This is a genomic window from Arenimonas sp. (assembly GCF_041913985.1).
Classification (GTDB): Bacteria; Pseudomonadota; Gammaproteobacteria; order Xanthomonadales; family Xanthomonadaceae; genus Arenimonas.
The window spans coordinates 1-21,290 of sequence record NZ_JAYSEG010000002.1 but is presented as its reverse complement, the minus strand read 5'-3'; the positions used below and the strand labels follow the sequence as shown (position 1 = coordinate 21,290).

The 21,290-nt window shown below is 71.9% G+C and carries 19 protein-coding genes; 10 read left to right on the top strand and 9 right to left on the bottom strand.

Features of this window, described 5'->3' with window-relative positions; genetic code table 11:
• Positions 1 to 3: 3 nt before the first annotated feature.
• Positions 4 to 585, top strand: a complete 582-nt coding sequence (rsxA, locus tag ACE3Q2_RS00815; RefSeq protein WP_374472065.1) for an electron transport complex subunit RsxA — start codon at positions 4 to 6, stop codon at positions 583 to 585.
• On the top strand, positions 585 to 1,112 hold the full coding sequence (gene rsxB / locus ACE3Q2_RS00810; protein ID WP_374472063.1) for an electron transport complex subunit RsxB: 528 nt from the start codon (positions 585 to 587) through the stop codon (positions 1,110 to 1,112). The genes rsxA and rsxB overlap by 1 nt, the downstream gene beginning before the upstream one ends.
• Here rsxB and ACE3Q2_RS00805 read toward each other — a convergent pair.
• The 6 genes from ACE3Q2_RS00805 to ACE3Q2_RS00780 form a co-directional block, all read right to left on the bottom strand.
• Positions 1,091 to 1,972, bottom strand: a complete 882-nt coding sequence (locus ACE3Q2_RS00805) for a TraB/GumN family protein (RefSeq protein ID WP_231697360.1) — start codon at positions 1,970 to 1,972, stop codon at positions 1,091 to 1,093. The two genes, rsxB and ACE3Q2_RS00805, sit on opposite strands and share 22 nt — an antisense overlap.
• Before the next feature lie 16 nt (positions 1,973 to 1,988).
• Entirely contained in the window at positions 1,989 to 2,936 is a 948-nt protein-coding gene (locus ACE3Q2_RS00800) for a DUF1684 domain-containing protein (protein ID WP_374472060.1), read from the bottom strand.
• Positions 2,937 to 2,941: 5 nt separating this feature from the next.
• Complete coding sequence (mutL, locus tag ACE3Q2_RS00795) at positions 2,942 to 4,750, bottom strand: DNA mismatch repair endonuclease MutL (RefSeq protein WP_374472058.1); 1,809 nt, start codon at positions 4,748 to 4,750, stop codon at positions 2,942 to 2,944.
• 51 nt (positions 4,751 to 4,801) lie between these two features.
• Positions 4,802 to 6,151, bottom strand: coding sequence for an N-acetylmuramoyl-L-alanine amidase (locus ACE3Q2_RS00790; protein ID WP_374472056.1), 1,350 nt, complete (start codon positions 6,149 to 6,151; stop codon positions 4,802 to 4,804).
• Positions 6,152 to 6,260: 109 nt separating this feature from the next.
• Entirely contained in the window at positions 6,261 to 6,722 is a 462-nt protein-coding gene (gene tsaE / locus ACE3Q2_RS00785) for a tRNA (adenosine(37)-N6)-threonylcarbamoyltransferase complex ATPase subunit type 1 TsaE (RefSeq protein WP_374472054.1), read from the bottom strand.
• Positions 6,719 to 8,197 (bottom strand): NAD(P)H-hydrate dehydratase, encoded by a 1,479-nt coding sequence (locus ACE3Q2_RS00780; RefSeq protein WP_374472052.1) that lies wholly within the window; start codon positions 8,195 to 8,197, stop codon positions 6,719 to 6,721. Before ACE3Q2_RS00780 ends, tsaE begins: the two co-directional genes overlap by 4 nt.
• 23 nt (positions 8,198 to 8,220) lie before the next feature.
• On the opposite strand from ACE3Q2_RS00780, the gene queG reads away from it, so the two are divergent.
• On the top strand, positions 8,221 to 9,285 hold the full coding sequence (queG, locus tag ACE3Q2_RS00775) for a tRNA epoxyqueuosine(34) reductase QueG (protein WP_374472050.1): 1,065 nt from the start codon (positions 8,221 to 8,223) through the stop codon (positions 9,283 to 9,285).
• Between the two features lie 806 nt (positions 9,286 to 10,091).
• On the opposite strand, the gene ACE3Q2_RS00770 is transcribed toward queG, so the two are convergent.
• The 3 genes from ACE3Q2_RS00770 to grxC form a co-directional block, all read right to left on the bottom strand.
• Positions 10,092 to 11,102 (bottom strand): isocitrate dehydrogenase, encoded by a 1,011-nt coding sequence (locus ACE3Q2_RS00770; RefSeq protein ID WP_231696262.1) that lies wholly within the window; start codon positions 11,100 to 11,102, stop codon positions 10,092 to 10,094.
• 120 nt (positions 11,103 to 11,222) lie between these two features.
• Entirely contained in the window at positions 11,223 to 11,615 is a 393-nt protein-coding gene (locus ACE3Q2_RS00765; RefSeq protein ID WP_043803936.1) for a carboxymuconolactone decarboxylase family protein, read from the bottom strand.
• Positions 11,612 to 11,857: a glutaredoxin 3 gene (grxC, locus tag ACE3Q2_RS00760; RefSeq protein WP_374472227.1), complete on the bottom strand. Its 246-nt coding sequence runs from the start codon at positions 11,855 to 11,857 to the stop codon at positions 11,612 to 11,614. The genes ACE3Q2_RS00765 and grxC overlap by 4 nt, the downstream gene beginning before the upstream one ends.
• Before the next feature lie 177 nt (positions 11,858 to 12,034).
• Here grxC and ACE3Q2_RS00755 point away from each other — a divergent pair, with 177 nt between their 5' ends.
• The 7 genes from ACE3Q2_RS00755 to ACE3Q2_RS00725 all read left to right on the top strand — a co-directional run bounded on the left by ACE3Q2_RS00755 (position 12,035) and on the right by ACE3Q2_RS00725 (position 21,145).
• Positions 12,035 to 13,639: a M48 family metalloprotease gene (locus ACE3Q2_RS00755; RefSeq protein WP_374472047.1), complete on the top strand. Its 1,605-nt coding sequence runs from the start codon at positions 12,035 to 12,037 to the stop codon at positions 13,637 to 13,639.
• A gap of 83 nt (positions 13,640 to 13,722) precedes the next feature.
• Positions 13,723 to 14,415 carry a phosphate regulon transcriptional regulator PhoB gene (gene phoB, locus ACE3Q2_RS00750; protein WP_374472045.1) on the top strand — a complete coding sequence of 231 codons (693 nt, stop codon included), beginning with the start codon at positions 13,723 to 13,725 and terminating at the stop codon, positions 14,413 to 14,415.
• Between the two features lie 16 nt (positions 14,416 to 14,431).
• Entirely contained in the window at positions 14,432 to 15,760 is a 1,329-nt protein-coding gene (gene phoR / locus ACE3Q2_RS00745; protein WP_374472044.1) for a phosphate regulon sensor histidine kinase PhoR, read from the top strand.
• A gap of 35 nt (positions 15,761 to 15,795) precedes the next feature.
• A complete protein-coding gene (gene ppk1, locus ACE3Q2_RS00740; RefSeq protein ID WP_231696257.1) occupies positions 15,796 to 17,874 on the top strand; it encodes a polyphosphate kinase 1 in 2,079 nt (692 codons plus the stop codon).
• Between the two features lie 4 nt (positions 17,875 to 17,878).
• Complete coding sequence (ppx, locus tag ACE3Q2_RS00735) at positions 17,879 to 19,396, top strand: exopolyphosphatase (protein ID WP_231696256.1); 1,518 nt, start codon at positions 17,879 to 17,881, stop codon at positions 19,394 to 19,396.
• 79 nt (positions 19,397 to 19,475) lie between these two features.
• Positions 19,476 to 20,606, top strand: a complete 1,131-nt coding sequence (locus tag ACE3Q2_RS00730; protein ID WP_374472225.1) for a glycosyltransferase family 4 protein — start codon at positions 19,476 to 19,478, stop codon at positions 20,604 to 20,606.
• Entirely contained in the window at positions 20,603 to 21,145 is a 543-nt protein-coding gene (locus ACE3Q2_RS00725) for a phosphatase PAP2 family protein (protein ID WP_231696254.1), read from the top strand. Before ACE3Q2_RS00730 ends, ACE3Q2_RS00725 begins: the two co-directional genes overlap by 4 nt.
• The last annotated feature ends 145 nt before the right edge of the window (positions 21,146 to 21,290 follow it).

Sequence of the window (21,290 nt, the reverse complement as noted above, 5' to 3'; positions counted from 1 at the left end):
GCCATGGACGACATCGCCCTGCTGCTGGTCGGCGCGGTGTTCGTCAATAACTTCGTGCTGGTGAAGTTCCTGGGGCTGTGCCCCTTCATGGGCGTGTCGCGCCGGCTCGACGCCGCCTACGGCATGGCCCTGGCCACCGGCTTCGTGCTCACGCTGTCGGCGGCGCTGGCCTGGGGCGTGCACCACTGGCTGCTGGCGCCGCTGGGGCTGGAACACCTGCGCACCCTGGGCTTCATCCTGGTCATCGCCGCCGTGGTGCAGTTCACCGAGACGGTGATGAACCGCCAGAGCCCGCGCCTGTACCGCGTGCTGGGCCTTTACCTGCCGCTGATCACCACCAACTGCGCGGTGCTGGGCGTGGCCCTGCTGAACGTGCAGGAGCGCCGCGGGCTGCTGGAAGCGGCGCTGTACGGCTTCGGCGCCGCGGTGGGCTTCGGACTGGTGCTGGTGCTGTTCTCGGCCATGCGCGAACGGCTGGAAGCCGCCGACGTGCCCGCCAGCTGGCGCGGCACGCCCATCGCCCTGGTCACGGCCGGGCTGATGTCGCTGGCCTTCATGGGCTTCGGCGGCATGGTGGCGGCCTGATGCTGGAAGCGGTGCTCGTGGTGGTGGGGCTGGCCGCGGCGCTGGGCGCGCTGCTGGGCTGGGCCACGGTGCGCTTCCGCGTGCAGGGCGACCCGATGGTGGAGCGCATCGACGCGCTGCTGCCGCAGACCCAGTGCGGCCAGTGCGGCTACCCGGGCTGCAAGCCCTATGCCCGCGCGATTGCTTCCGGCGAGGCCGACATCAACCAGTGCCCGCCCGGCGGCGAAGCCGGCGTGCGCGCCCTGGCCGAACTGCTGGGCCGCGAACCCAAGCCGCTCAACCCCGACAACGGCGTGGCCAAGCCGCCGCTGGTGGCGCTGATCGTCGAGGAAGACTGCATCGGCTGCACCAAGTGCATCCAGGCCTGCCCGGTGGACGCCATCGTCGGCGCGCCCAAGCGCATGCACACCGTCATCGCCGAGCTGTGCACGGGCTGCGAGCTGTGCCTGCCGCCCTGCCCCGTGGACTGCATCGACCTGGTGCCGCCGCGGCCGCGGCCCGTGCTTCAGAGCCGCTCGACGGCGTAACCCTTCGCGCGCAGCAGTTCCACCACGCCGTCCTCGCCCAGCAGGTGCATGGCGCCCACCACCACCAGGGCGTCGTCGTCGCGGCTTTCGTCCAGCAGCGCCTGCAGGCGCGGCAGCCAGGCCAGGTTGCGGTCGCGGTTCAGGCGCTCGTACAGGTCCGGGTACTCGGCCTTCATCTTCGCGGCGCTCTCGGCGTGCAGCGCCTCGGCGTCGCCGGCGCGCCAGAGCGCGTGCATGCGGCTGATCTCCTGCTCGAGCGCGCCCAGGTCGGACAGCACGTCGTCCAGCGCCTGCTCCTGCTGCGCCGCGTCCATGCCGTCGAACAGCGCGATCTGCTGCGCGCCGGTTTCCAGCCCGGCCACCGGCTTGCCGGCCGCCACGGCGCGGTTGGCGAAGTGCTTGTCCAGGCCCAGGGCCGGGTCCAGGCCCAGGCGCTGCATTTCGGTCACCGAGATGATGAGGCTGACGAACCACGCCTCGTGCGCCTGCAGGAACTCCAGCGCCATGCCGCGGCTGGCGGCGTGCGCCTGCAGCCGCGCCCAGGTGTCGGCGGGCAGGCGCGACTGCAGCGTGGCGCCACCTTCGAAGCGCGCGGCGGCGGCCATGGCCTGGCCCAGGGCCGGGTCGGCCATCTCGGCCGGCGTCAGTTCGAACACCAGCTTCTCGGCGTCTTCGAAGGCGGCGTCGGTGCTGGCGGCCAGCGGGTAGTCGCCCTCGCGCAGCAGGTGGAAGGAACCGAGCAGGTACAGCGAATTGTCGCCGTCGCTCACCTTCCACAGCAGCGGCCTGGGCGGCTCGGCGCCCGCGCAACCGGGCAAGGCCAGGGCCAGCAGCAACGCGGCGATCCAGGAGTGGCGCATGGGGTCGTCCTTGGGCTTATTCGGGGAAAGGCAGCGGCTTCTTCTCGCCGGCGGTGACGGCCAGGTCCAGGCGGTTCTCCGGCGGCGGCATCGGGCAGGTCGAGTACGGCGTGTAGGCGCAGGGCGGGTTGTAGGCACGGTTGAAGTCGAGCACCACCTTGCCGTCGGCGCCGGCCGGCTTCGCGTACAGGAAGCGCGAGGCGGGGTAGCTCTGGTGGCCGCTGGTGCGGTCGGCGAACACGAAGAACAGTTCGCCGTCGCCCTCGTCCAGCGCCTCGAGGCTGAACTGCGCGCCGTTCTTTTCGAACAGCACGCGCCCGGGGTTGGCCATGGGCTCGACCATGCCCAGCATGTTGACGATGTCGAGGGTCTTGCCGGGCGGGTGCGCCTCGAAGCGGGCTTCGAAGCGGAAGCCCGGGTCGATGTCGAAGTAGTCGATGCCCGGGAAGCTGGTACGGGTGCGCGCCATGGCATTGCGCACGCGCAGGGCGAAGCGGCCGCCGCGCTCGATCAGCACGAAGCTGGCGTCGCCGCGGTTGAAGCCCACCACGGTGGGCTTGCCCTGCGAATCGGGCACCAGCGTCACCGTGCCTTCGGCCGGTTCGCCATCCACCGTCACCTCGGCGCCGTCGGCGACGCGCAGGGTGACGGTGCCGTCCTTGCGCACGTCGAGCATGCCGATCTGCGGCGGGCCCAGGGCCAGGCGGGTGCCGTTGTCCTGGGCCGAACCGACGTAGGTGGCGCCCGGGTTCAGCCAGTGCAGCCCCACCAGCGACAGGAAACCGTCGGGCCGCAGCAGGCGCTCCTGCCGCTCGTGGCGCCAGTCGCGGACCTCGCGCTCGTAGGCCAGTTTGGCGTCGCGCGCGGCCTTGGCCGCGGCGGCTTCGTCGGCGGCGGCCTGGTCGGAAGACCCGCCGCAGCCGGCGAGCAGCAGCGACAGCGCCAGCAGAGGCAGCAACTTCACGCGCATCAGCGTCCCCTCAGGAAAAGTCGGTCGAGTTCGGCCTTGCTCAGCTGCACCCAGGTGGGCCGGCCGTGGTTGCACTGGCCGCTGCGCTCGGTGGCTTCCATGTCGCGCAGCAGGGCGTTCATTTCCGGCAGCGTGAGGCGACGGTTCGCGCGCACCGAGGTGTGGCAGGCCAGGGTGGAGAGCAGCTCGTTGCGCGCTTGCTCGAGCCGCCGGGTCGCGCCGTGTTCGCGCAGGTCGGAGAGCACGTCCAGGGCCAGCGCGCGCGGGTCCAGGTCGGCCAGAAGCGTGGGCACGCTGCGGATGCTCAGCGCCTGCGGGCCGGCGCGGCGGATCTCGAAGCCGTAGCTGGCCAGGGCCTCGGCGTGCTGCTCGGCGGCGTCGGCCTCGCGCTCGCTCACCGCCAGCGACACCGGCACCAGCAGCGGCTGGCTGCGGATGCCCTCGCCGTCGAGCGCGGCCTTCAGGCGTTCGTAGGTGATGCGTTCGTGCGCGGCATGCATGTCCACCAGCACCAGGCCCTGGGCGTTCTCGGCCAGGATGAATACGCCGTGCAGCTGCGCCAGCGCGAAGCCCAGCGGCGGCGCCTCGGCTTCGTTGGCGGCCGGCAGCGGCGCGGGCATGGCGGGCCCACCGCCGCCGCGCGAACCGTAGAGCGCGGCGTAGGCCGGCAGTACTTCGCGCACCGGCAGGCCCAGGCCCGACTGCTGCGGCGCCCAGGCCGCGGGCGACGAACCCGGCGCGGCCATCGCCTCGCCCGCCGCGGCCGGCGCGTAGGCCGCGCCCACCGCTTCCTGCGCCAGCGCGCCACCGGCGCGGGTGGACGCCAGCGCGGCGTGCAGCGTGCGGTAGATGAATTCGTGCACCAGCCGCTGCTCGCGGAAGCGCACCTCGTGCTTGGCCGGGTGCACGTTCACGTCCACGCCGCGCGGGTCGCATTCCAGGAACAGCACGAACGCGGGATGGCGGCCATGGAAGAGCACGTCGGCATACGCCTGGCGCACCGCGTGCGCCACGGTGCGGTCGCGCACGGCGCGGCCGTTGACGTAGAAATACTGCTGGTCGGCGCTGGAGCGCGCGGCGGTGGGCAGCCCCACCCAGCCGTGCAGGCGCAGGCCGGCCGCGGCGTGTTCCACTTCCAGGCACTGGCGGGTGAAGTCCTCGCCCAGCGCCTCGGCCACGCGGCGCAGGCGCTCGCCGCCGTCGCGCACCGGCTTGTAGTGGCGCGAGAGCCGGCCGTTGTGGCTCAGGCGCAGCTCCACGTCCGGGCGCGCCAGCGCCAGCGAGCGCAGCCATTCCTCGACGTGGCCCAGCTCGGTGCGCTCGGCGCGCAGGAACTTGCGCCGCGCCGGCACGTTGAAGAACAGGTCGCGCACCTCGACCGTGGTGCCCTCGGGGTGCGGGTGCGGCACCGGCGTACCGACGCGGCCGCCGTCCACTTCCAGGCGCGCCCCGTGGCCCTCGCCGCGCGCGCGGGCGCTGATGGCGAAGCGGCTCACCGAGGCGATCGACGGCAGCGCTTCGCCGCGGAAGCCCAGCGTGGCCACTTCCTCGAGGTCCTCGATGGAGGCGATCTTGCTGGTGGCGTGGCGCGAGATGGCCAGCGGCAGTTCGTGCGGCGGGATGCCGCCGCCATCGTCGCGGATGCGCACCAGCCGGATGCCGCCTTCCTCGAGGTCGATGTCCACCCGGGTGGCGCCGGCGTCGAGCGCGTTCTCGACCAGTTCCTTCACCACCGAGGCGGGCCGTTCGACCACCTCGCCGGCGGCGATCTGGTTGACCAGGGTGTCGGGAAGCTGCTGGATCGGCACGTATCGCGGTCTCGGGAGGTCCGAGGCCGATGATAGCAGCGGCGGCGCGGCTTACTCGGGCAGGCCGGCCATGGCGCCGGCCATGGGAATGGTCAGGCGCTCGCCGACCTTCACGGTGTCGCCCTTGAGGTGGTTGGCGGCGCGGATCGAGTTCATCGGCACGCCGTGGCGGGCGGCGATGAGGCTCAGGGTTTCGCCGCGGCTGACCACGTGCTGGCGGCTGCCGCCCAGCGTGCCCTGGCGGGCGGCGTACCAGGTGCCCGGGGGCGCCTGGTTGGCGAAGTAGTTGCGCACGCCGCCGACGATGGCGCTGGCCATGCGGCTGCGGTAGGCGGGGTCGCTCAGGCGCGCCTCCTCGCCCGGGTTCGAGATGAAGCCGGTTTCCACCAGCATCGAGGGCACGTCGGGCGAACGCAGCACCACGAAGTTGGCGCGCTCGATCTGCGGCTTGTGCGCCTTGCCCACGCCCTTGAGCGAGGCCAGCACTTCGCCGGCGACGTCGTCGGAGACGCGCATGGTGGCGTTCTGCGAGAGGTCGAGCAGCACGGCGGCAAGGTTCTTGTCGCGCGCGTCGAGCTCGACGCCGCCCACGAGGTCGGCGGCGTTCTCCTGGTCGGCCAGCCAGCGCGCGGCCTCCGACGAGGCGCCGCGCAGCGAAAGCACGTACACGGACGCGCCGTTCGCGGCGCGGTTGTGCGCGGCGTCGGCGTGGATGGAGATGAACAGGTCGGCCTGCGCCTCGCGCGCGCGCTGGTAGCGCTCGTGCAGCGGGATGAAGACGTCGCCGTCGCGCACCAGGTAGGCCTGCATGCCCGGGTCGGCGTTCACCTGTTTGGCCAGCTCGCGCGCCATGGCCAGGGTGATGTCCTTCTCGAACTTGCGGGTGGGGCCGATGGCGCCGGGGTCCTTGCCGCCGTGGCCGGCGTCGATGGCGACGATGAGCTTGCGCTCGCCCTTGCCGATCACGTCCTCGACGGTGCGCGCGGGCGCGGGCTTGCCGGCCACCGCGGGCGCGCTGCCCAGCAGTTCCACCACCAGGCGCGCGGAATCCCCTTCGCGCTCGAGCCGGCTGCGCGGCTGCACGCCGCGGCCGAGGTCGAACACCACGCGCAGGTCGCCTTCGGCCGGCTTGCCGGTGCGCACGCCGGAGACCACGCCGTTCGGCGCGGGCGCCTTGAAGCCGCCGGCCAGCGAGGAGCGCGAGAGGTCGAGCACCAGGCGGTCGGGGTTGGCGAGGGTGAAAAGCTTGTAGTCCGCCGGGCCCGAGAGCTCGAGCACCGCGCGGGTGCCGTCCTCGCCTTCCACCAGGCTCAGGCCGCGCAGCTGGGCGGCCTGCGCCGACGCGGCGGCCAGGCCCGCGAAGGCGGCGAGGGACAGGGCAATGGCGGAAATCCGGCGCATACGGCGGATTGAAGCACCGGGTTCAGGGAAAAGCAAGAGTTTTCCCTTTGGAATCCGATACCTGCCGGACCTTCCTCGGATTTGGGTCAGAAGATGCCCGGAAAGCCCCTCAAACCGGGGCCCGGGCCAGCCAGGCCTCGCCCGCCGGGCTGGCCGCCTCGAGCCGGGCGCGGCGGCCGGTGCCGTCCACGGCCAGGCGCAGGCGCAGGTCGGGCGCCGGCAGGCCGCCCTGGCCGCGGCCGGGCCACTCCACCAGCCACAGCGCGGCCTCGGCGGCCAGTTCGTCCAGGCCCAGGAAATCCAGCTCGGCGGCGCCGGCCAGGCGGTACAGGTCGAGGTGCGCGGCCTCGCCGCCGGGCAGCGGGTAGCGTTCGACCAGGGTGTAGGTGGGGCTCTTGATGGCGCCGCGCACGCCCAGCGCGCGCAGCCAGGCGCGGGCCAGGCTGGACTTGCCGGCGCCCAGGTCGCCCTCGAGGTAGACCACGGCGCGCGGCGGCTGGCTGGCGGCCAGCGCGACGGCCAGGGCCTCGGTGGCGGACGGGTCGGGCAGGAAGGTTTCGCGCGCGCTCATTCGGGGTTGGCCAGGCGGCGCAGGTAGGGGAACAGGTCGGAAGGCAGCAGGCCGCGTTCGCCGCCGATGCGCGCGGCCGTGTCGCCGGCGGCGGCATGCAGCAGTGCGCCGGCCACCGCGGCTTCGAACGCGGGCAGGTGCTGCGCGTGCAGCGCGGCGACCACGCCGGAGAGCACGTCGCCCATGCCGCCCGTGGCCATGCCCGGGTTGCCGGCGCCGATCACCACCGGCACTTCGCCGGGCGCGGCCACCACGGTGCCCGCGCCCTTGAGCAGCACCACGCATTCGTAGCGGCGCACCAGCGCGGCGGCGGCGGCGAAACGGTCGGCCTGCACCTCGGCGCTGGTGAGGCCGAGCAGGCGCCCGGCCTCGCCGGGGTGCGGCGTGAGGATGGCCTGCGGCAGCGGCCGCGGCGCGGCGGCGAGCAGGTTCAGGCCGTCGGCGTCGAGCACCAGCGGCTTGCCGCTGGCGAGCGCGGCCGCGTACAGCGCGCGGCCCCAGTCGCCCTGCCCCAGGCCCGGGCCCACGGCCAGCACGGTGGCGCGTTCGAGCAGCGGCGCCAGCGCGGCGGCGTCTTCCACGGCATGCGTCATCGCCTCCGGGCGCGCAGCCACCAGGGCCGCCACGCCGGCGCTGCGCGTGGCCACGCTGGCCAGGCCCACGCCGGTGCGCAGCGCGGCTTCGGCGCACAGGCGCACGGCGCCGCCCATGCCCACTTCGCCGCCCACGCACAGCACGTGGCCGTGTTCGCCCTTGTGCGCGTTGGCGTGGCGCGGCGCCAGCCAGCGCGACAGGCCGTCGGGGCGGATCAGCCACGCGGCGGGCGCGTCGTCGGTGAGGCGCGCGGTGTCCAGGCCGAGGGCATCCACCCGCACTTCGCCGTCGAAATCGCGGGCCATGCCGGTGTAGAGGCCGCGCTTGGCGGCGATGAAGCTCAGCGTCACGTCGGCGCGCACCACGGCGCCGGCGGCATGGCCGGTGTCGGCGTCCAGGCCCGAGGGCACGTCCAGCGCCAGCACAGGCCGGTGGCTGGCGTTGACGCGCTCGATCATGGCGCGCGCGGCGTCGGAGGGCGGGCGCGCCAGGCCGATGCCGTACAGCGCGTCGACCCAGACGTCGGCTTCGGGCAGCAGGCCGTCGAAGGTTTCCACCCGACCGCCGGCGGCGCGCCAGTCGGCCAGGGCCTGGCGGGCCTCCTTTGCACGCGGGCTGGTGCCCGGCGGCGCCAGCACCACGACGGTGAACCCCTCGGCCTTCGCCAGGCGGGCGAGCACGTAACCGTCGCCGCCGTTGTTGCCCGGCCCGCAGGCCACGCCGATGCAGCGCGCCGCGGGCCAGCGCTGCCGCAGCAGGCGCCAGGCCGCCTCGCCGGCGCGGCACATCAGGGTGTAGCCGGGGATGCCCAGGGTCTCGATGGCCGTGCGGTCCATCGCCTTCACCTGGGCGCCGCGGTACAGGGGCATCAGCTCGTTCATGCCGGGATTCTATACTTGCCCGCATGCGCGACCCGGCCGACATGACCGCCCTCGCCCGGGCCATCCGCGCCTGGGGCGCCGAACTGGGCTTCCAGCAGGTGGGCATCGCCGGCGTCGAACTGGGCGAGGACGAGGCGCACCTGCGCGACTGGCTGGCCAAGGGCCAGCACGGCGCGATGGACTACATGGCCCGCCACGGCGACAAGCGCTCGCGCCCGGCCGAACTGGTGCCCGGCACGCTGCGCGTGCTGTCGGTGCGCATGGACTACGGCACCGGTGACGACGCCGCGGCCTGGGCCACGCTCGAACGCGGCGAGGACGCCTACGTGGCGCGCTACGCGCTGGGCCGCGACTACCACAAGGTGATGCGCAACCGCCTGCAGAAGCTGGCCGACCGCATCGCCGGCGAAATCGGCCCGTTCGGCTACCGCGCCTTCGTCGATTCCGCGCCGGTGCTCGAGCGCGCGCTGGCGCGCGACGCCGGCCTGGGCTGGATCGGCAAGCACAGCTGCCTGATCAACAAGTCGGCCGGCAGCTGGTTCTTCCTGGGCGAGATCTACACCGACCTGCCGCTGCCGGTGGACGCGCCCGCCAGCGCGCACTGCGGCACCTGCACGCGCTGCATCCAGGTTTGCCCCACCCAGGCCATCGTGGCGCCCTACCGCGTGGACGCGCGCCGCTGCATCAGCTACCTCACCATCGAGCTGAAGGAATCGATCCCCGAGGAACTGCGGCCGCTGATGGGCAACCGCATCTTCGGCTGCGACGACTGCCAGCTGGCCTGCCCCTGGAACAAGTTCGCGGTGCGCCACGACGAGCCCGACTTCGTCGCGCGCAACGGCCTCGAACGCGCCAGCCTGGCCGAGCTGTTCGCCTGGGACGAGGAAGAATTCCTGCGCCGCACCGAAGGCAGCGCCATCCGCCGCACCGGCCACGAGGGCTGGCTGCGCAACATCGCCGTGGCCCTGGGCAACGCGCCCACCACGCCGTCGGTGCTGGCGGCGCTGGCCTCGCGCCGCGACCACCCCAGCGCCCTCGTGCGCGAACACGTCGCCTGGGCGCTATCTCAGCACGAAGTTGAGAGATAGGTTTTTGTCGAAATACCTGGATGACCGGGGCGACGCTTCTCTAACAATTGATCTGGCGTCGGCCCCACCGCGAAGGCGAGTCCGGACCGGGTCATCCGGTTGGCTGGACGGAAGGCCCGTGGCTGTTCGCTCCGATGCTTGCGCGTCACGGTCGGGGGCCAAGGCGGCACATTTTTCTTGCGGATCCGGTTGGGTTGACTCGGCTCGGGCACGAACCAGGGCATGACCTGTCGTTCGCGTCCCTCCGGACGCGGGGTGTGGCTGCTTCGCCAGCATGGAAGACGGCCAGTACGAACCGGCTCGCCGCCCGGCGGCGGGTGTGGGTTCGCGGCGGGCACACCGAAGCCTCCGGCATCTGAGCAGACTATCCGGGTTGGCGACGAGCCCTTCGCCTCAGCCCCGCACCCGCCGCCGGGCGGCGAGGACTCTCACGCTGGCCACCTTCCACGCTGGCCCTGCCGTCGCATCAAGTGTCCGAAGGGACACGCAGGCGCGCACGTGCTGGCGGCAAACACCTGGACCCGTTTCACCCACCGGATCGGCAAGAGAAATCGTTCCCTGCGGCCCGGGTCGAGACGCGCAAGCATCGGAGCGCGGCCCCGCCTGCCCTTCGTGGGGCGCCCATGCCGGCAGGTACCGGCGGCGCGGTGGAAGCGAGGGTCGCTTCCCGCGAAATAAAGGCTCCACTGAGTGGGAAGCGACCCTCGCTTCCACCGTGGCGACGGCGCCGGCCCCGGATCTGGGAGAAGGAAAAAAAGAAGGGCGCCATCGGCGCCCTTCTTCTTCCAGCCGGCGGGAAACCCGGCTCAGGCCGCGGCGCGGCGCGCGATGGCCTGGGCGAAGGACTGGGTGGTGCCGGTACCGCCGAGGTCGGGCGTCAGGTTGTCCTTGGCCGCCATGGTGTCGACGATGGCCTGGCGCAGGCGCGCGGCCTCGGCGACCTTGCCCAGGTGCTCGAGCATCTGCACCGCGCCCAGCAGCAGGGCCACCGGGTTGGCGATGCCCTTGCCGGCGATGTCCGGGGCCGAACCGTGCACGGCCTCGAAGATGGCCGCCTCGGTGCCGATGTTGGCGCCCGGAGCCAGGCCCAGGCCGCCCACCAGGCCGGCGCAGAGGTCGGAGATGATGTCGCCGAACAGGTTGGTGGTGACGATCACGTCGAACTGCTCGGGCTTCATCACCAGCTGCATGCAGGTGTTGTCCACGATCATCTCGTTGCACTGGATGTCGGGGTACTCGGCCGCCACCTGGCGCGCCACCTTCAGGAACAGGCCCGAGGTGGACTTGAGGATGTTGGCCTTGTGCACGATGGTGACCTTCTTGCGGCCCACGCGGCGGGCCAGGTCGAAGGCGTAGCGCACGATGCGCTCGGAGCCGCGGCGCGTGACCTTCTGCGTGAGCGTGGCGGTCTCGCCGTCGGCGGTGAGGTTCTGGCCCTCGCCGATGTAGGCGCCCTCGGTGTTCTCGCGCACCGTGATCAGGTCGATGTTCTCGTAGCGCGACTTGGTGTTCGGGAAGGTGATGGCCGGGCGCACGTTCGCGTACAGGTCGAAGCGCTTGCGCAGCTCGACGTTGATGGACGAGAAGCCTTCGCCCACCGGCGTGGTGAGCGGGCTCTTGAGCGCCACGCGGTGCTTGTGGATGGCCTCGAGGGTGGCGGCCGGCAGCAGCTCGCCCTGGGTCTCGTAGGCCTTCAGGCCGGCTTCCACGAAGTCGTACTGCAGCCCGAGCTTCATCGCGTCGAGCACCGACAGGGTGGCGTCCATGATTTCCGGGCCGATGCCGTCGCCACGGATCACCGCGATCGTCTGGGTCATAAGTTGTTGTTCTTCCAAAAGGTTTCCGCAGCCGGGCGGCCGCGAGGGGCGCGGTATTATGCCAGAAGCGGCGCCACCCCCGCCCACTGGACCTTGGTAGGGTCCCGGGCGGGGCCGGGCTCAGTGGCCGTGTTCGGCCGGGGCCGGGGCGTGCGCGCCGGCCCCCTCGAGCTGGTCGAGGAAGTCCACGCCGCGGCGCAGGTGCGGGATCACGATGGAGCCGCCCACCACCAGGGCCACGCTGAAGGCCTCGAAGAATTCGTCGCGATTGACGCCGGCTTCCTTGCACTGGGCGATGTGGTAGCTGATGCAGTCGTCGCAGCGCAGCACCATCGAGGCCACCAGGCCCATCAGCTCCTTGGTCTTGAGGTCGAGCGCGCCGGCCTTGTAGGTCTGGGTGTCGAGCGCGAAGAAGCGCCGCACCACCTGGTTGTCCTGGCCCAGGATGCGCTCGTTCATGCGCTGGCGGAATTCGGTGAATTCGCGCACGCGGTCCTTTTCGCCGGCGCTCATGCCTTGGCCTCCAGCAGCGGGGCCAGGCCGCCGGCGCGGTCGAGCGCCACCAGGTCGTCGTAGCCGCCCACGTGGGTGTCGTCGATGAAGATCTGCGGCACCGAGGTGCGCTTGGCGCGGTCGAGCATCTCCTGCCGGCGCGCCAGGTCGACGTCCACGCGCACTTCTTCCCAGCTGGCGCCGCGGGACTTGAGGAAATTCTTGGCCGCCACGCAGTAGGGGCAGACGGCGGTGGTGTACATCACGACCTTGGGCACGGGGTTCCTCCGGTTTGACCCGGCCAGTTTGGCGGCGCGGGGCCGGCATTTCCACCCGCGCCCTGCAACGCTGAGGCGCGCGCGGCGGCCGGGTTAACGGCGGGTTCACCCCCGGCGAAGGCCCCAGCCGCTATCCTGAGCCATCGTCCGAACGGAGCCGCCGTGCGCATCCTCGCCCCCGCCGTCCTCACCCTGGCCCTCGCCCTGGCCTGCGGCGCCCGCGCGCAGGAGGGCCAGCTGCCGGACATCGGTTCGTCGGCGGCGGAGATGATCGACCCCGGCACCGAGGCCGAGTACGGCGCCTACCTGATCTACGAACTGCGCCGCCTGAACCTGCTGGTCGAAGACCCGCTCGTAGACGCCTGGCTGCAGGGCATGGGTTACCGGCTGGCCGCGAACAGCGACACGCCGGAGCACGGCTTCACCTTCTTCATGATGCGCGACCGGCAGATCAACGCCTTCGCCACGCTCGGCGGCTACGTCGGCATGAACGCCGGCCTGGTGCTCACGGCCGAAAACGAGGCCGAGGTGGCCGGCGTGATGGCGCACGAAGTGGCGCACGTCAGCCAGCGCCACGTGCTGCGCGCCTACGAACGCGCCCAGAAGGACCAGGTGCCGATCATGCTGGCCATGCTCGGCGCCATCGCCGCCTCGCAGGCGGTGGGCGACAGCGGCGGCCGCGACAATTCCAGCGGCAACGCCAGCATGGCCGCGGTGGCCGGCGCGATGGCGCTGATGCAGCAGCGGCAGATCGACTACACGCGCTCGAACGAGTCCGAGGCCGACCGCATCGGCATCCAGACCCTGGCCCGCGCCGGCTACGACCCCAACGGCATGGCCGACTTCTTCGAGCGCATGCAGCGCGCCAGCCGCAGCAATTCCGGCGGCTACCAGGTGCCCGAATACCTGCGCACGCACCCCATCACCACCACCCGCATCAGCGAAACCCGCCAGCGCGCCAGCCGGCTGATCGAATCGCGCCCCGCCGGCGTCGCCGCGGTGCGGGCGCCGTCGCCGCTGCTGCTGCCCGGCAGCCTGAGCCTGGCCGGCGCCGACGGCGCCCTGCCCGGCCGCGAGGAAACCTTCCCCTGGGCGCGCGAGCGCCTGCGCGTGCTCAGCGCCAGCAGCGCCAGTGCCGCCGTGCTCGAGTACCAGGCCCTGGCCCGCGCCCCCGGCAACGAGGTGGACGACGCCCAGCGCTACGGCCTGGCCCTGGCCCTGTCGCGCTCCGGCCGCCACGCCGAGGCCGAACGCACCCTCGCCGAACTGGCCGGACGCCACCCCGGCGACCTGTGGCTGGAACTGGCCCAGGCCGAGGCCGCCGCCCTGGCCCGCCACGACGCCGTGGCCACCGAGCGCTTCGAATCCCTGCTGCGCCGCCATCCGGAAAGCCGGCCGGTGCGGCTGGCCTACTCGCAGGCCCTGGGCGAACGGGCCACGCCGGAGGCCGGCCGCCGGGCCCAGGACGTGCTGCGGCCGCTGCTGTCGGAAAGCGGCGACGACCCCCTGTTCCAGCGCAATTTCGCCCGTGCCAGCGAACTGGCCGGCGACGAGGTCCGGGCCAGCGAGGCCTATGCCGAGGCCGCCTTCCTCAACGGCCGCGCGGTGGACGCCCTGAACCAGCTCGACCGGCTCAAGCAACGCGAGGACCTCACGTACTACCAGCGCGCCCGCATCGAGGCCCGCATGGCCGCCATCACCCCCGTGGTGCTGGAGATGCGCCGCCAGGGCATCCGCGCCGAGGAACAGCGCCCCGACATGCGCTGAGGCCGCCCGGCGGCCCTGTCACCGGCTGGTCACAAAAGTTTTATCTACTTGCGCGCAGGCCCCTCCGGTGACACGGTAAACCTGTGCAGAAACGCATCCTCATCGTCGACGACGAACCCGCCATCCGCGAGATGGTGGCCTATGCCCTGCGCAAGGCCGAGTACGAGCCGGTGCACGCCGGCGACGCCCGCGAGGCCCAGGTGGCCATCACCGAGAAGGTGCCCGACCTGATCCTGCTCGACTGGATGCTGCCCGGCAGCAGTGGCCTGGAGCTGGCCCGGCGCTGGCGCAAGGACGAGCTCACCCGCGACGTGCCGATCATCATGCTCACCGCCCGCGGCGAGGAAAACGACCGCGTTTCCGGCCTGGAATCGGGCGTGGACGACTACGTGGTCAAGCCCTTCTCGGCCCGCGAGCTGCTGGCGCGCATCCGCGCCGTGATGCGCCGCTCGCGCGACGACGAGGATGACGGTTCCGTGACCGTGGGCGGCCTGCGCATCGACGGCGCCGCCCACCGCGTGTTCGCCGGCGACCAGCCCGTGCACGTGGGCCCCACCGAATACCGCCTGCTGCATTTCTTCATGACCCACGCCGAACGCGTGTACACCCGCACCCAGCTGCTCGACCATGTCTGGGGCGGCAACGTGTACGTGGAAGAGCGCACCGTGGACGTGCACATCCGCCGCCTGCGCAAGGCGCTCGAGCCCTACCAGCTCGACGAGATGGTGCAGACCGTGCGCGGCGCCGGCTACCGCTTCTCCGCGGCGGCAGGCTGAAGGAGCGCCCGGCCGGATGAGCGTTTCCATGCTGCTGCGGCTGGCCTGGCGCCAGTCCCTGATCCGGCTGCTGCTGTTCTACGCCGTCGCGCTGGGGCTGGGCCTGGCCGTGGGCGAACCCTGGTGGGCCCTGGGCCTGGCCACCGCGGCCCTGGCGGCGCGCGCCTACTGGCGGCTCTACCGCGTGCTGCGTTTCCTTGACTGGCGCAAGCAGCTGCGCACCGTGGACGGCCAGGGCCTGTGGGCCGCGCTGGAAACCCTGATCCACCGCCGCCAGACCGAAAACCGCAGCCGCGGCCGCCGCCTGGTGCGTCTGCTGCGCGCCTACCGGCAGGCCGCCACCGCCATGCCCGACGGCGCCCTGGTCATCAACCGCCGCGACGGCCGGCTGGTTTGGTTCAACAAGACCGCGCGGCACCTGGTGGGCCTGCGCTATCCGCAGAGCCTGGGCGAGCCCTTGATCGACTTCTTCGCCGGCAGCCCGCGCGTGCGAGAGTGGCTGGCCGCCGGCCACACCGACGAACCGCTCACCGACCTGGCCAGCCCCGCCGACCCGATGGTGCGGCTGAGCCTGCGCCTGATCCCCTATTCCGCCACCCAGTGGATGCTGGTGGTGCGCGACGTGACCAAGCTCATGCGGCTCGAGCAGGTGCGGCGCGACTTCGTGGCCAACGTCTCGCACGAGCTGCGCACGCCGCTCACGGTGGTGCACGGCTACCTGGACATGATCGAGCCGGAGGAGCACCCCGAGCTGGCGGTGATGGTGGAGGAAATGCGCCGCCAGTCCCAGCGCATGACCCAGCTGGTGGAAGACCTGCTCACGCTCTCGCGCCTCGAGGCCCAGGAACACCTGCCCGAGGAGCCGCTGGCGATGGCGCCCATGCTGGTCACCCTGCGCCGCGAGGCCGAGGCCCTGAGCCAGGGCCGGCACCAGGTGAGCGTGGAGGACCACGCCGGCATCGACCTCACCGGCTCGACCAAGGAGCTGCACAGCGCCTTTTCGAACCTGGTGAGCAACGCGGTGCGCTACACGCCCACCGGCGGCCGCATCGCCGTGCGCTTCGAGCGCACCGCCGACGGCGGCGCCCGGCTGGCGGTGCAGGACAGCGGCTACGGCATCCCCGAACAGCACCTGCCCCGCATCACCGAGCGCTTCTACCGGGTGTCCACCAGCCGTTCGCGCGAATCCGGCGGCACGGGCCTGGGCCTGTCCATCGTCAAGCACGTGCTGAGCCTGCACCAGGCCCGGCTGGACGTGGAAAGCGAAGTGGGCCGCGGCAGCACCTTCACCTGCGTGTTCGGCCCGGCCCGGGTGCGCATGCGCCAGGCACCCGGCGAGGCCTGAGGCCGCGCGCCGCGGGAAAGTCGTAAAGTAGCGCCATGAGCCCCGACAGCCCCGAACCGATCGACCTGCACGCCCCGGACCTGTACCTCAACCGGGAACTTTCTCAGCTGGAATTCAACTTCCGCGTGCTGGCCCAGGCCCGCGACCCGCGCGTGCCGCTGCTCGAGCGCCTGAAGTACCTGTGCATCAGCTGCACCAACCTCGACGAGTTCTTCGAGATCCGCGCCGCCACCGTGCGCACCGCCCAGCAGTTCGGCGGCCCGCTGCCGCCCGACGGCATCGCGCCCACGCGCGCGCTGGAGCTGATCCACGACAAGGCCGCGATGCTGGTGGAGCAGCAGTACCGCTACTGGAACGAAACCCTGCGGCCCGAGCTCAACGCCGCCGGCATCCGCATCCTGGCGCATTCGTCCTGGAACGCGCGCCAGCGCAAGTGGCTGCACAAGTACTTCCAGGACGAGCTGCTGCCGGTGCTGTCGCCGCTGGGCCTCGACCCGGTGCATCCGTTCCCGCGCATCCTCAACAAGTCGCTGAACGTGGTGGTGGTGCTGGAAGGCAAGGACGCGTTCGGCCGCAGCGGCGGCATGGCCATCGTGCGCGCGCCGCGCTCGCTGCCGCGCATCATCCAGCTGCCGCCGGAAGTGTCGGGCGGCAAGCACGACTTCGTGCTGCTCTCGGCCGTGCTCACCGCCTTCGTGGACGACCTGTTCACCGGCATGAAGGTCAAGGGCGCCTACCAGTTCCGCGTCACCCGCAACTCCGAGCTGTTCGTGGACGAGGAGGAAGTGGAGAACCTCGCCAGCGCGCTCAAGGACGAACTGGCCAGCCGCGGCTTCCGCCCGGCGGTGCGGCTGGAGATCGCCGAGCACTGCCCCAAGCCCATCGTCGAGACGCTGCTGCAGAACTTCGGCCTGACCGAAAACGCGGTGTACCGCATCAACGGCCCGGTGAACCTCAACCGCGTCACCCAGGTGTACGACCTGGTGGACCGCCCGGAGCTCAAGTTCCCGGCCTTCAAGCCCGGCGCCGTGGCGCTGGACGCCGACGCGCCCTTCGACACCCTGCGCCAGCGCGACGTGCTGCTGCACCACCCCTACCAGAGCTTCCAGTCGGTGCTCGACCTGCTCCAGCACGCCGCCCACGACCCGGACGTGCTGGCCATCAAGCAGACGCTGTACCGCACCGGCAAGGACAGCAAGATCATCGACCACCTGATCGCCGCCGCCCGCAACGGCAAGGACGTGACGGTGGTGGTGGAGCTGCGCGCGCGCTTCGACGAGGAGGCCAACATCCGCCTCGCCGACCAGCTGCAGGAAGCCGGCGTGCAGGTGATGTACGGCGTGGTGGGCTACAAGACCCACGCCAAGATGATGCTCATCGTGCGCCGCGAGGGGAAGAAGCTGCAGCGCTACGTGCACCTGGGCACCGGCAACTACCACGCCGGCACCGCCCGCGTGTACACCGACATCGGCCTGATGACCGCCAACCCGGACATCGCCGCCGACGTGCACGACATCTTCCACCAGCTCTCGGGCCTGGCGCCGGCCATCAAGCTGCGCAAGCTGCTGCAGTCGCCCTTCACCCTGCACAAGGGCCTGCTGCGCAAGATCGGCCACGAGGCGAAGCTGGCGCGCGAGGGCAAGCGCGGCCACATCATCGCCAAGATGAACGCGCTCAACGAGCCCACCGTGATCCGCGCGCTCTACGAGGCCTCGCAGGCCGGCGTGAAGATCGAGCTGATCGTGCGCGGCGCCTGCTGCCTGCGCCCGGGCGTGCCCGGGGTGTCGGACAACATCACGGTGCGCTCGCTGGTGGGGCGCTTCCTCGAGCACAGCCGCGTGTACTGGTTCGGCAACGACGGCAAGCCCGAGATTTACTGCTCCAGCGCCGACTGGATGGAGCGCAACCTGATGCGCCGGGTGGAAACCTGCTTCCCCATCCTGGACCCGAAGCTGGCCGAGCGCGTGTTCGAGGAGGAGCTGGCCAACTACCTGGCCGACAACCTCCAGGCCTGGACCCTGCGCGAGGACGGCAGCTACCAGCAGGTCTCCCCGGCCGAGGGGGAGATGCCTTATTCTGCGCAGGGCGCGCTCCTGGCCAAACTCTGCGGATGACCGAATGCCGACCGACTCCCCGCCGCTGAAGGACGGAGACCTCCTGGCGGCGGTCGACCTCGGCTCCAACAGCTTCCACATGGTCGTCGCCCGCTACGTGCTGGGCCAGCTGCGCATCGTCGACCGCATCAAGGAAACCGTGCGCCTGGCCGAGGGCCTGGACGGCCGCGGCGGCCTCGACCCGGCCGTGATGCCGCGCGCGCTCGACTGCCTGGCCCGCTTCGGCCAGCGCCTGCGCTCCATCCCGCCCCGGCGCGTGCGCGCCATCGCCACCAACACCGTGCGCCAGCTCGCCAACCCGCAGGCCTTCCTGATGCCCGCGGAAACGGCGCTGGGCCACGGCATCGAAGTGGTTGCCGGCCGCGAGGAGGCGCGCCTGATCTACCTTGGCGTGGCGCACGGCAACCCGCCCGAGCCCGGCAAGCGCCGGCTGGTGATGGACATCGGCGGCGGCTCCACGGAATTCATCATCGGCGAGGGCCTGGACGCCATCGAGCGCGAAAGCCTGCAGATGGGCTGCATCGCCACCACCCGGCGCTTCTTTGCCGACGGCAAGCTCTCGCGCAAGCGCTGGAAGGACGCCCGCACCGAGATCACCGCCGAGTTCCAGCAGTTCGCCTCGGCCTACCGCCAGCGCGGCTGGCACGACGCCATGGGCTCGTCGGGCACCATCAAGGAAATCTGCGACATCTCGGTGAAGATGAAGCTCACCAAGGTCTCCATCACCGACGCCAGCCTGGGCGTCATCCGCGACAAGCTGCTGGAATTCGAAACGCTCGACGCCATCCGCCTGCCCGGCCTGTCGGCCGAGCGCCGGCCCATCATCGCCGGCGGCCTGCTGGTGCTCGACGCCGCCTTCACCGAACTGGGCATCGAGCGCATGTACGTCAGCGACCACGCCATGCGCGAGGGCGTGCTCTACGACCTGATCGGCCGCGACCGCGAGGCCGACCCGCGCGAGGACTCCATCCGCGCCCTGTGCGACCGCTACGGCGTGGACACCGCCCAGGCCGCGCGCGTGGAAGCCACCGCGCTCAGCCTGTTCGACCAGGCCGAAACCGCCTGGAACCTCGACCCCGACAGCCGCCGGCAGCTGGCCTGGGCCGCGCGCATCCACGAGATCGGCCTGGCCATCGCGCACAGCCAGTACCACCAGCACGGCGCCTACCTGGTCGAGCATTCCGACATCGCCGGCTTCTCGCGCACCGAACAGCAGACCCTGGCCGCGCTGGTGCGCAACCAGCGCCGCGGCTTCCACCCGCCCAGCTTCGACAAATTGCCCGACCGCCTGGTGGCGAACGTGCAGCGCTGCGCCCTGCTGCTGCGCCTGGCCGTGCTGATGCACCGCAGCCACGACAGCGACCCGCTGCCGGTGGTGGAGCTCGACGTGGACGGCGACGAACTGCTGCTGCGCCTGCCGCGCCGCTGGCTCGACGGCCATCCGCTCACCCACCTCGACCTCGAGGGCGAGCGCGAGCAGCTGGCCGAGATCGGCCGGCGCCTCGTGATCAAGGCCATCTGAGCCGCTGTCACGCCGGCGCAATGGCGCCGTAACGCGGCTTCCATGCGGCCCCGCCAGAGTGCTGGCCATGGAACCGAGCCTGCACGTCGAACTGGTCACCGAAACCTACCCGCCCGACGTCAACGGCGTCGCGCTCACCGTGCAGTCGCTCGAGCAGGGCCTGCGCCGGCTGGGCCATTCGGTGGGCCTGGTGCGCCCCGAGCGCGAGGACGACGGCCCGCGGCCCGACCCTTCGCTGATGCTGGTGGAAGGCGCGCCCATCCCGCGCTACCCGGGCCTGCGCTTCGGCCTGCCGGCCGGCAAGCGGCTGGCGGCGCGCTGGGCGACACAGCGGCCGGACGCGGTTTACATCGCCACCGAGGGCCCGCTGGGCTGGTCGGCGCTGAAGGCCTGCCGGCGCCTCGGCATCCCCGTGGCCACCGGCTTCCACACCCGCTTCGACGACTACGTGGGCCGCTACGGCGCCGGTTTCCTCAGTCCCTGGGTGTTCGCCTGGCTGCGCCGCTTCCACAACCGCGCCGACGCGACCCTGGTGCCCACCCGCGAACTGCAGGAAACGCTCTCGCAGCAGGGCTTCCACCGCGCCGTGCGGCTGGGCCGCGCCGTGGACACCCGCGCCTTCCACCCGGGCTGGCGCGACCCGGTGCTGCGCGAAAGCTGGGGGGCCACGGAAGGCGCCCCGGTCGTGGTGCACGTGGGTCGCATCGCGCCCGAGAAGAACCTGCCGCTGGCCGTTCGCAGCTTCCGGCGGCTGCAGCAGGCGCAGCCGGACGCACGCTTCGTCTGGGTCGGCGACGGCCCGGCGCGCGCCGCGCTGCAGGAGGCCAATCCCGACTTCGTGTTCACCGGCGTGCAGCGCGGCGACGCGCTGGCGCGCAGCTTCGCCAGCGCCGACGTCTTCTGCTTCCCCAGCCTGTCCGAGACCTTCGGCAACGTGACGCTCGAGGCCATGGCCAGCGGCATCGCCACCGTAGCCTTCGACTATGGCGCCGCGCGCGAGCACCTGGTTCACGGCGTGCACGGCGCCACGGCGGCCTTCGGCGACGAGCCCGGCTTCACCGACGCGCTGGTGGGCACCGCGCTGCGGCCCGACCTGCGCCAGCTGGGCGAAAACGCCCGGGCGGCCGTGCAGCACCTGCACCCCGACACCGTCGCGGCGGAATTCGCCGCGCTGCTGGCGGCGCTGGGCGAGCGGGAGCAGGCGGCGTGAACGACCGCACCCGCCGGCTCGTGGACCGCGAGCAGGGCTGGTGCCTCGCCGCCAACCGCTGGGGCGCGCGCGCCGCCGTGCGCGCCTACTTCCGCGCCGTCAGCCGGCTGGGCGACGGCGCCTTCTGGTATGCGCTGATGGCGGCGCTGGTGCTGTTCGACGGCTGGCGCGGGCTCAGCGCCTCGGCGCACCTGGCGGCGACCGGCCTGGTGGCGCTGCTGCTGTATCGCAGGCTCAAGCGCTGGACGCGCCGGCCGCGTCCCTTCGCCGCCGACGGCCGCATCCGGGCCTGGATCGCGCCACTGGACGAATTCAGCTTCCCCTCCGGCCACACGCTGCACGCCGTGGCCTTCACCCTGGTGGCGCTGGCGCACTACCCCGCGCTGGCGCCGCTACTGGTGCCTTTCGCGGCCAGCGTGGCGGTTTCGCGGGTGGTGCTGGGACTGCACTACCCCAGCGACGTGCTCGCCGCCACGGCCATCGGCATCACCCTCGCCTCGCTCTCGCTCTGGCTGATCCCGGGCGTCACCCTGCTCTGACCCCTATTTTTTGTTCTTCATCCAAGTCCGGGACCGGCGCCGTCGCCACGGCGGAAGCGAGGGTCTCTTGCCGATCCGGTGGGTTGAACGGGTCCGCGTACTTGCCGCCAGCACGTGCACGCCTGCGTGTCCCTTCGGACACTTG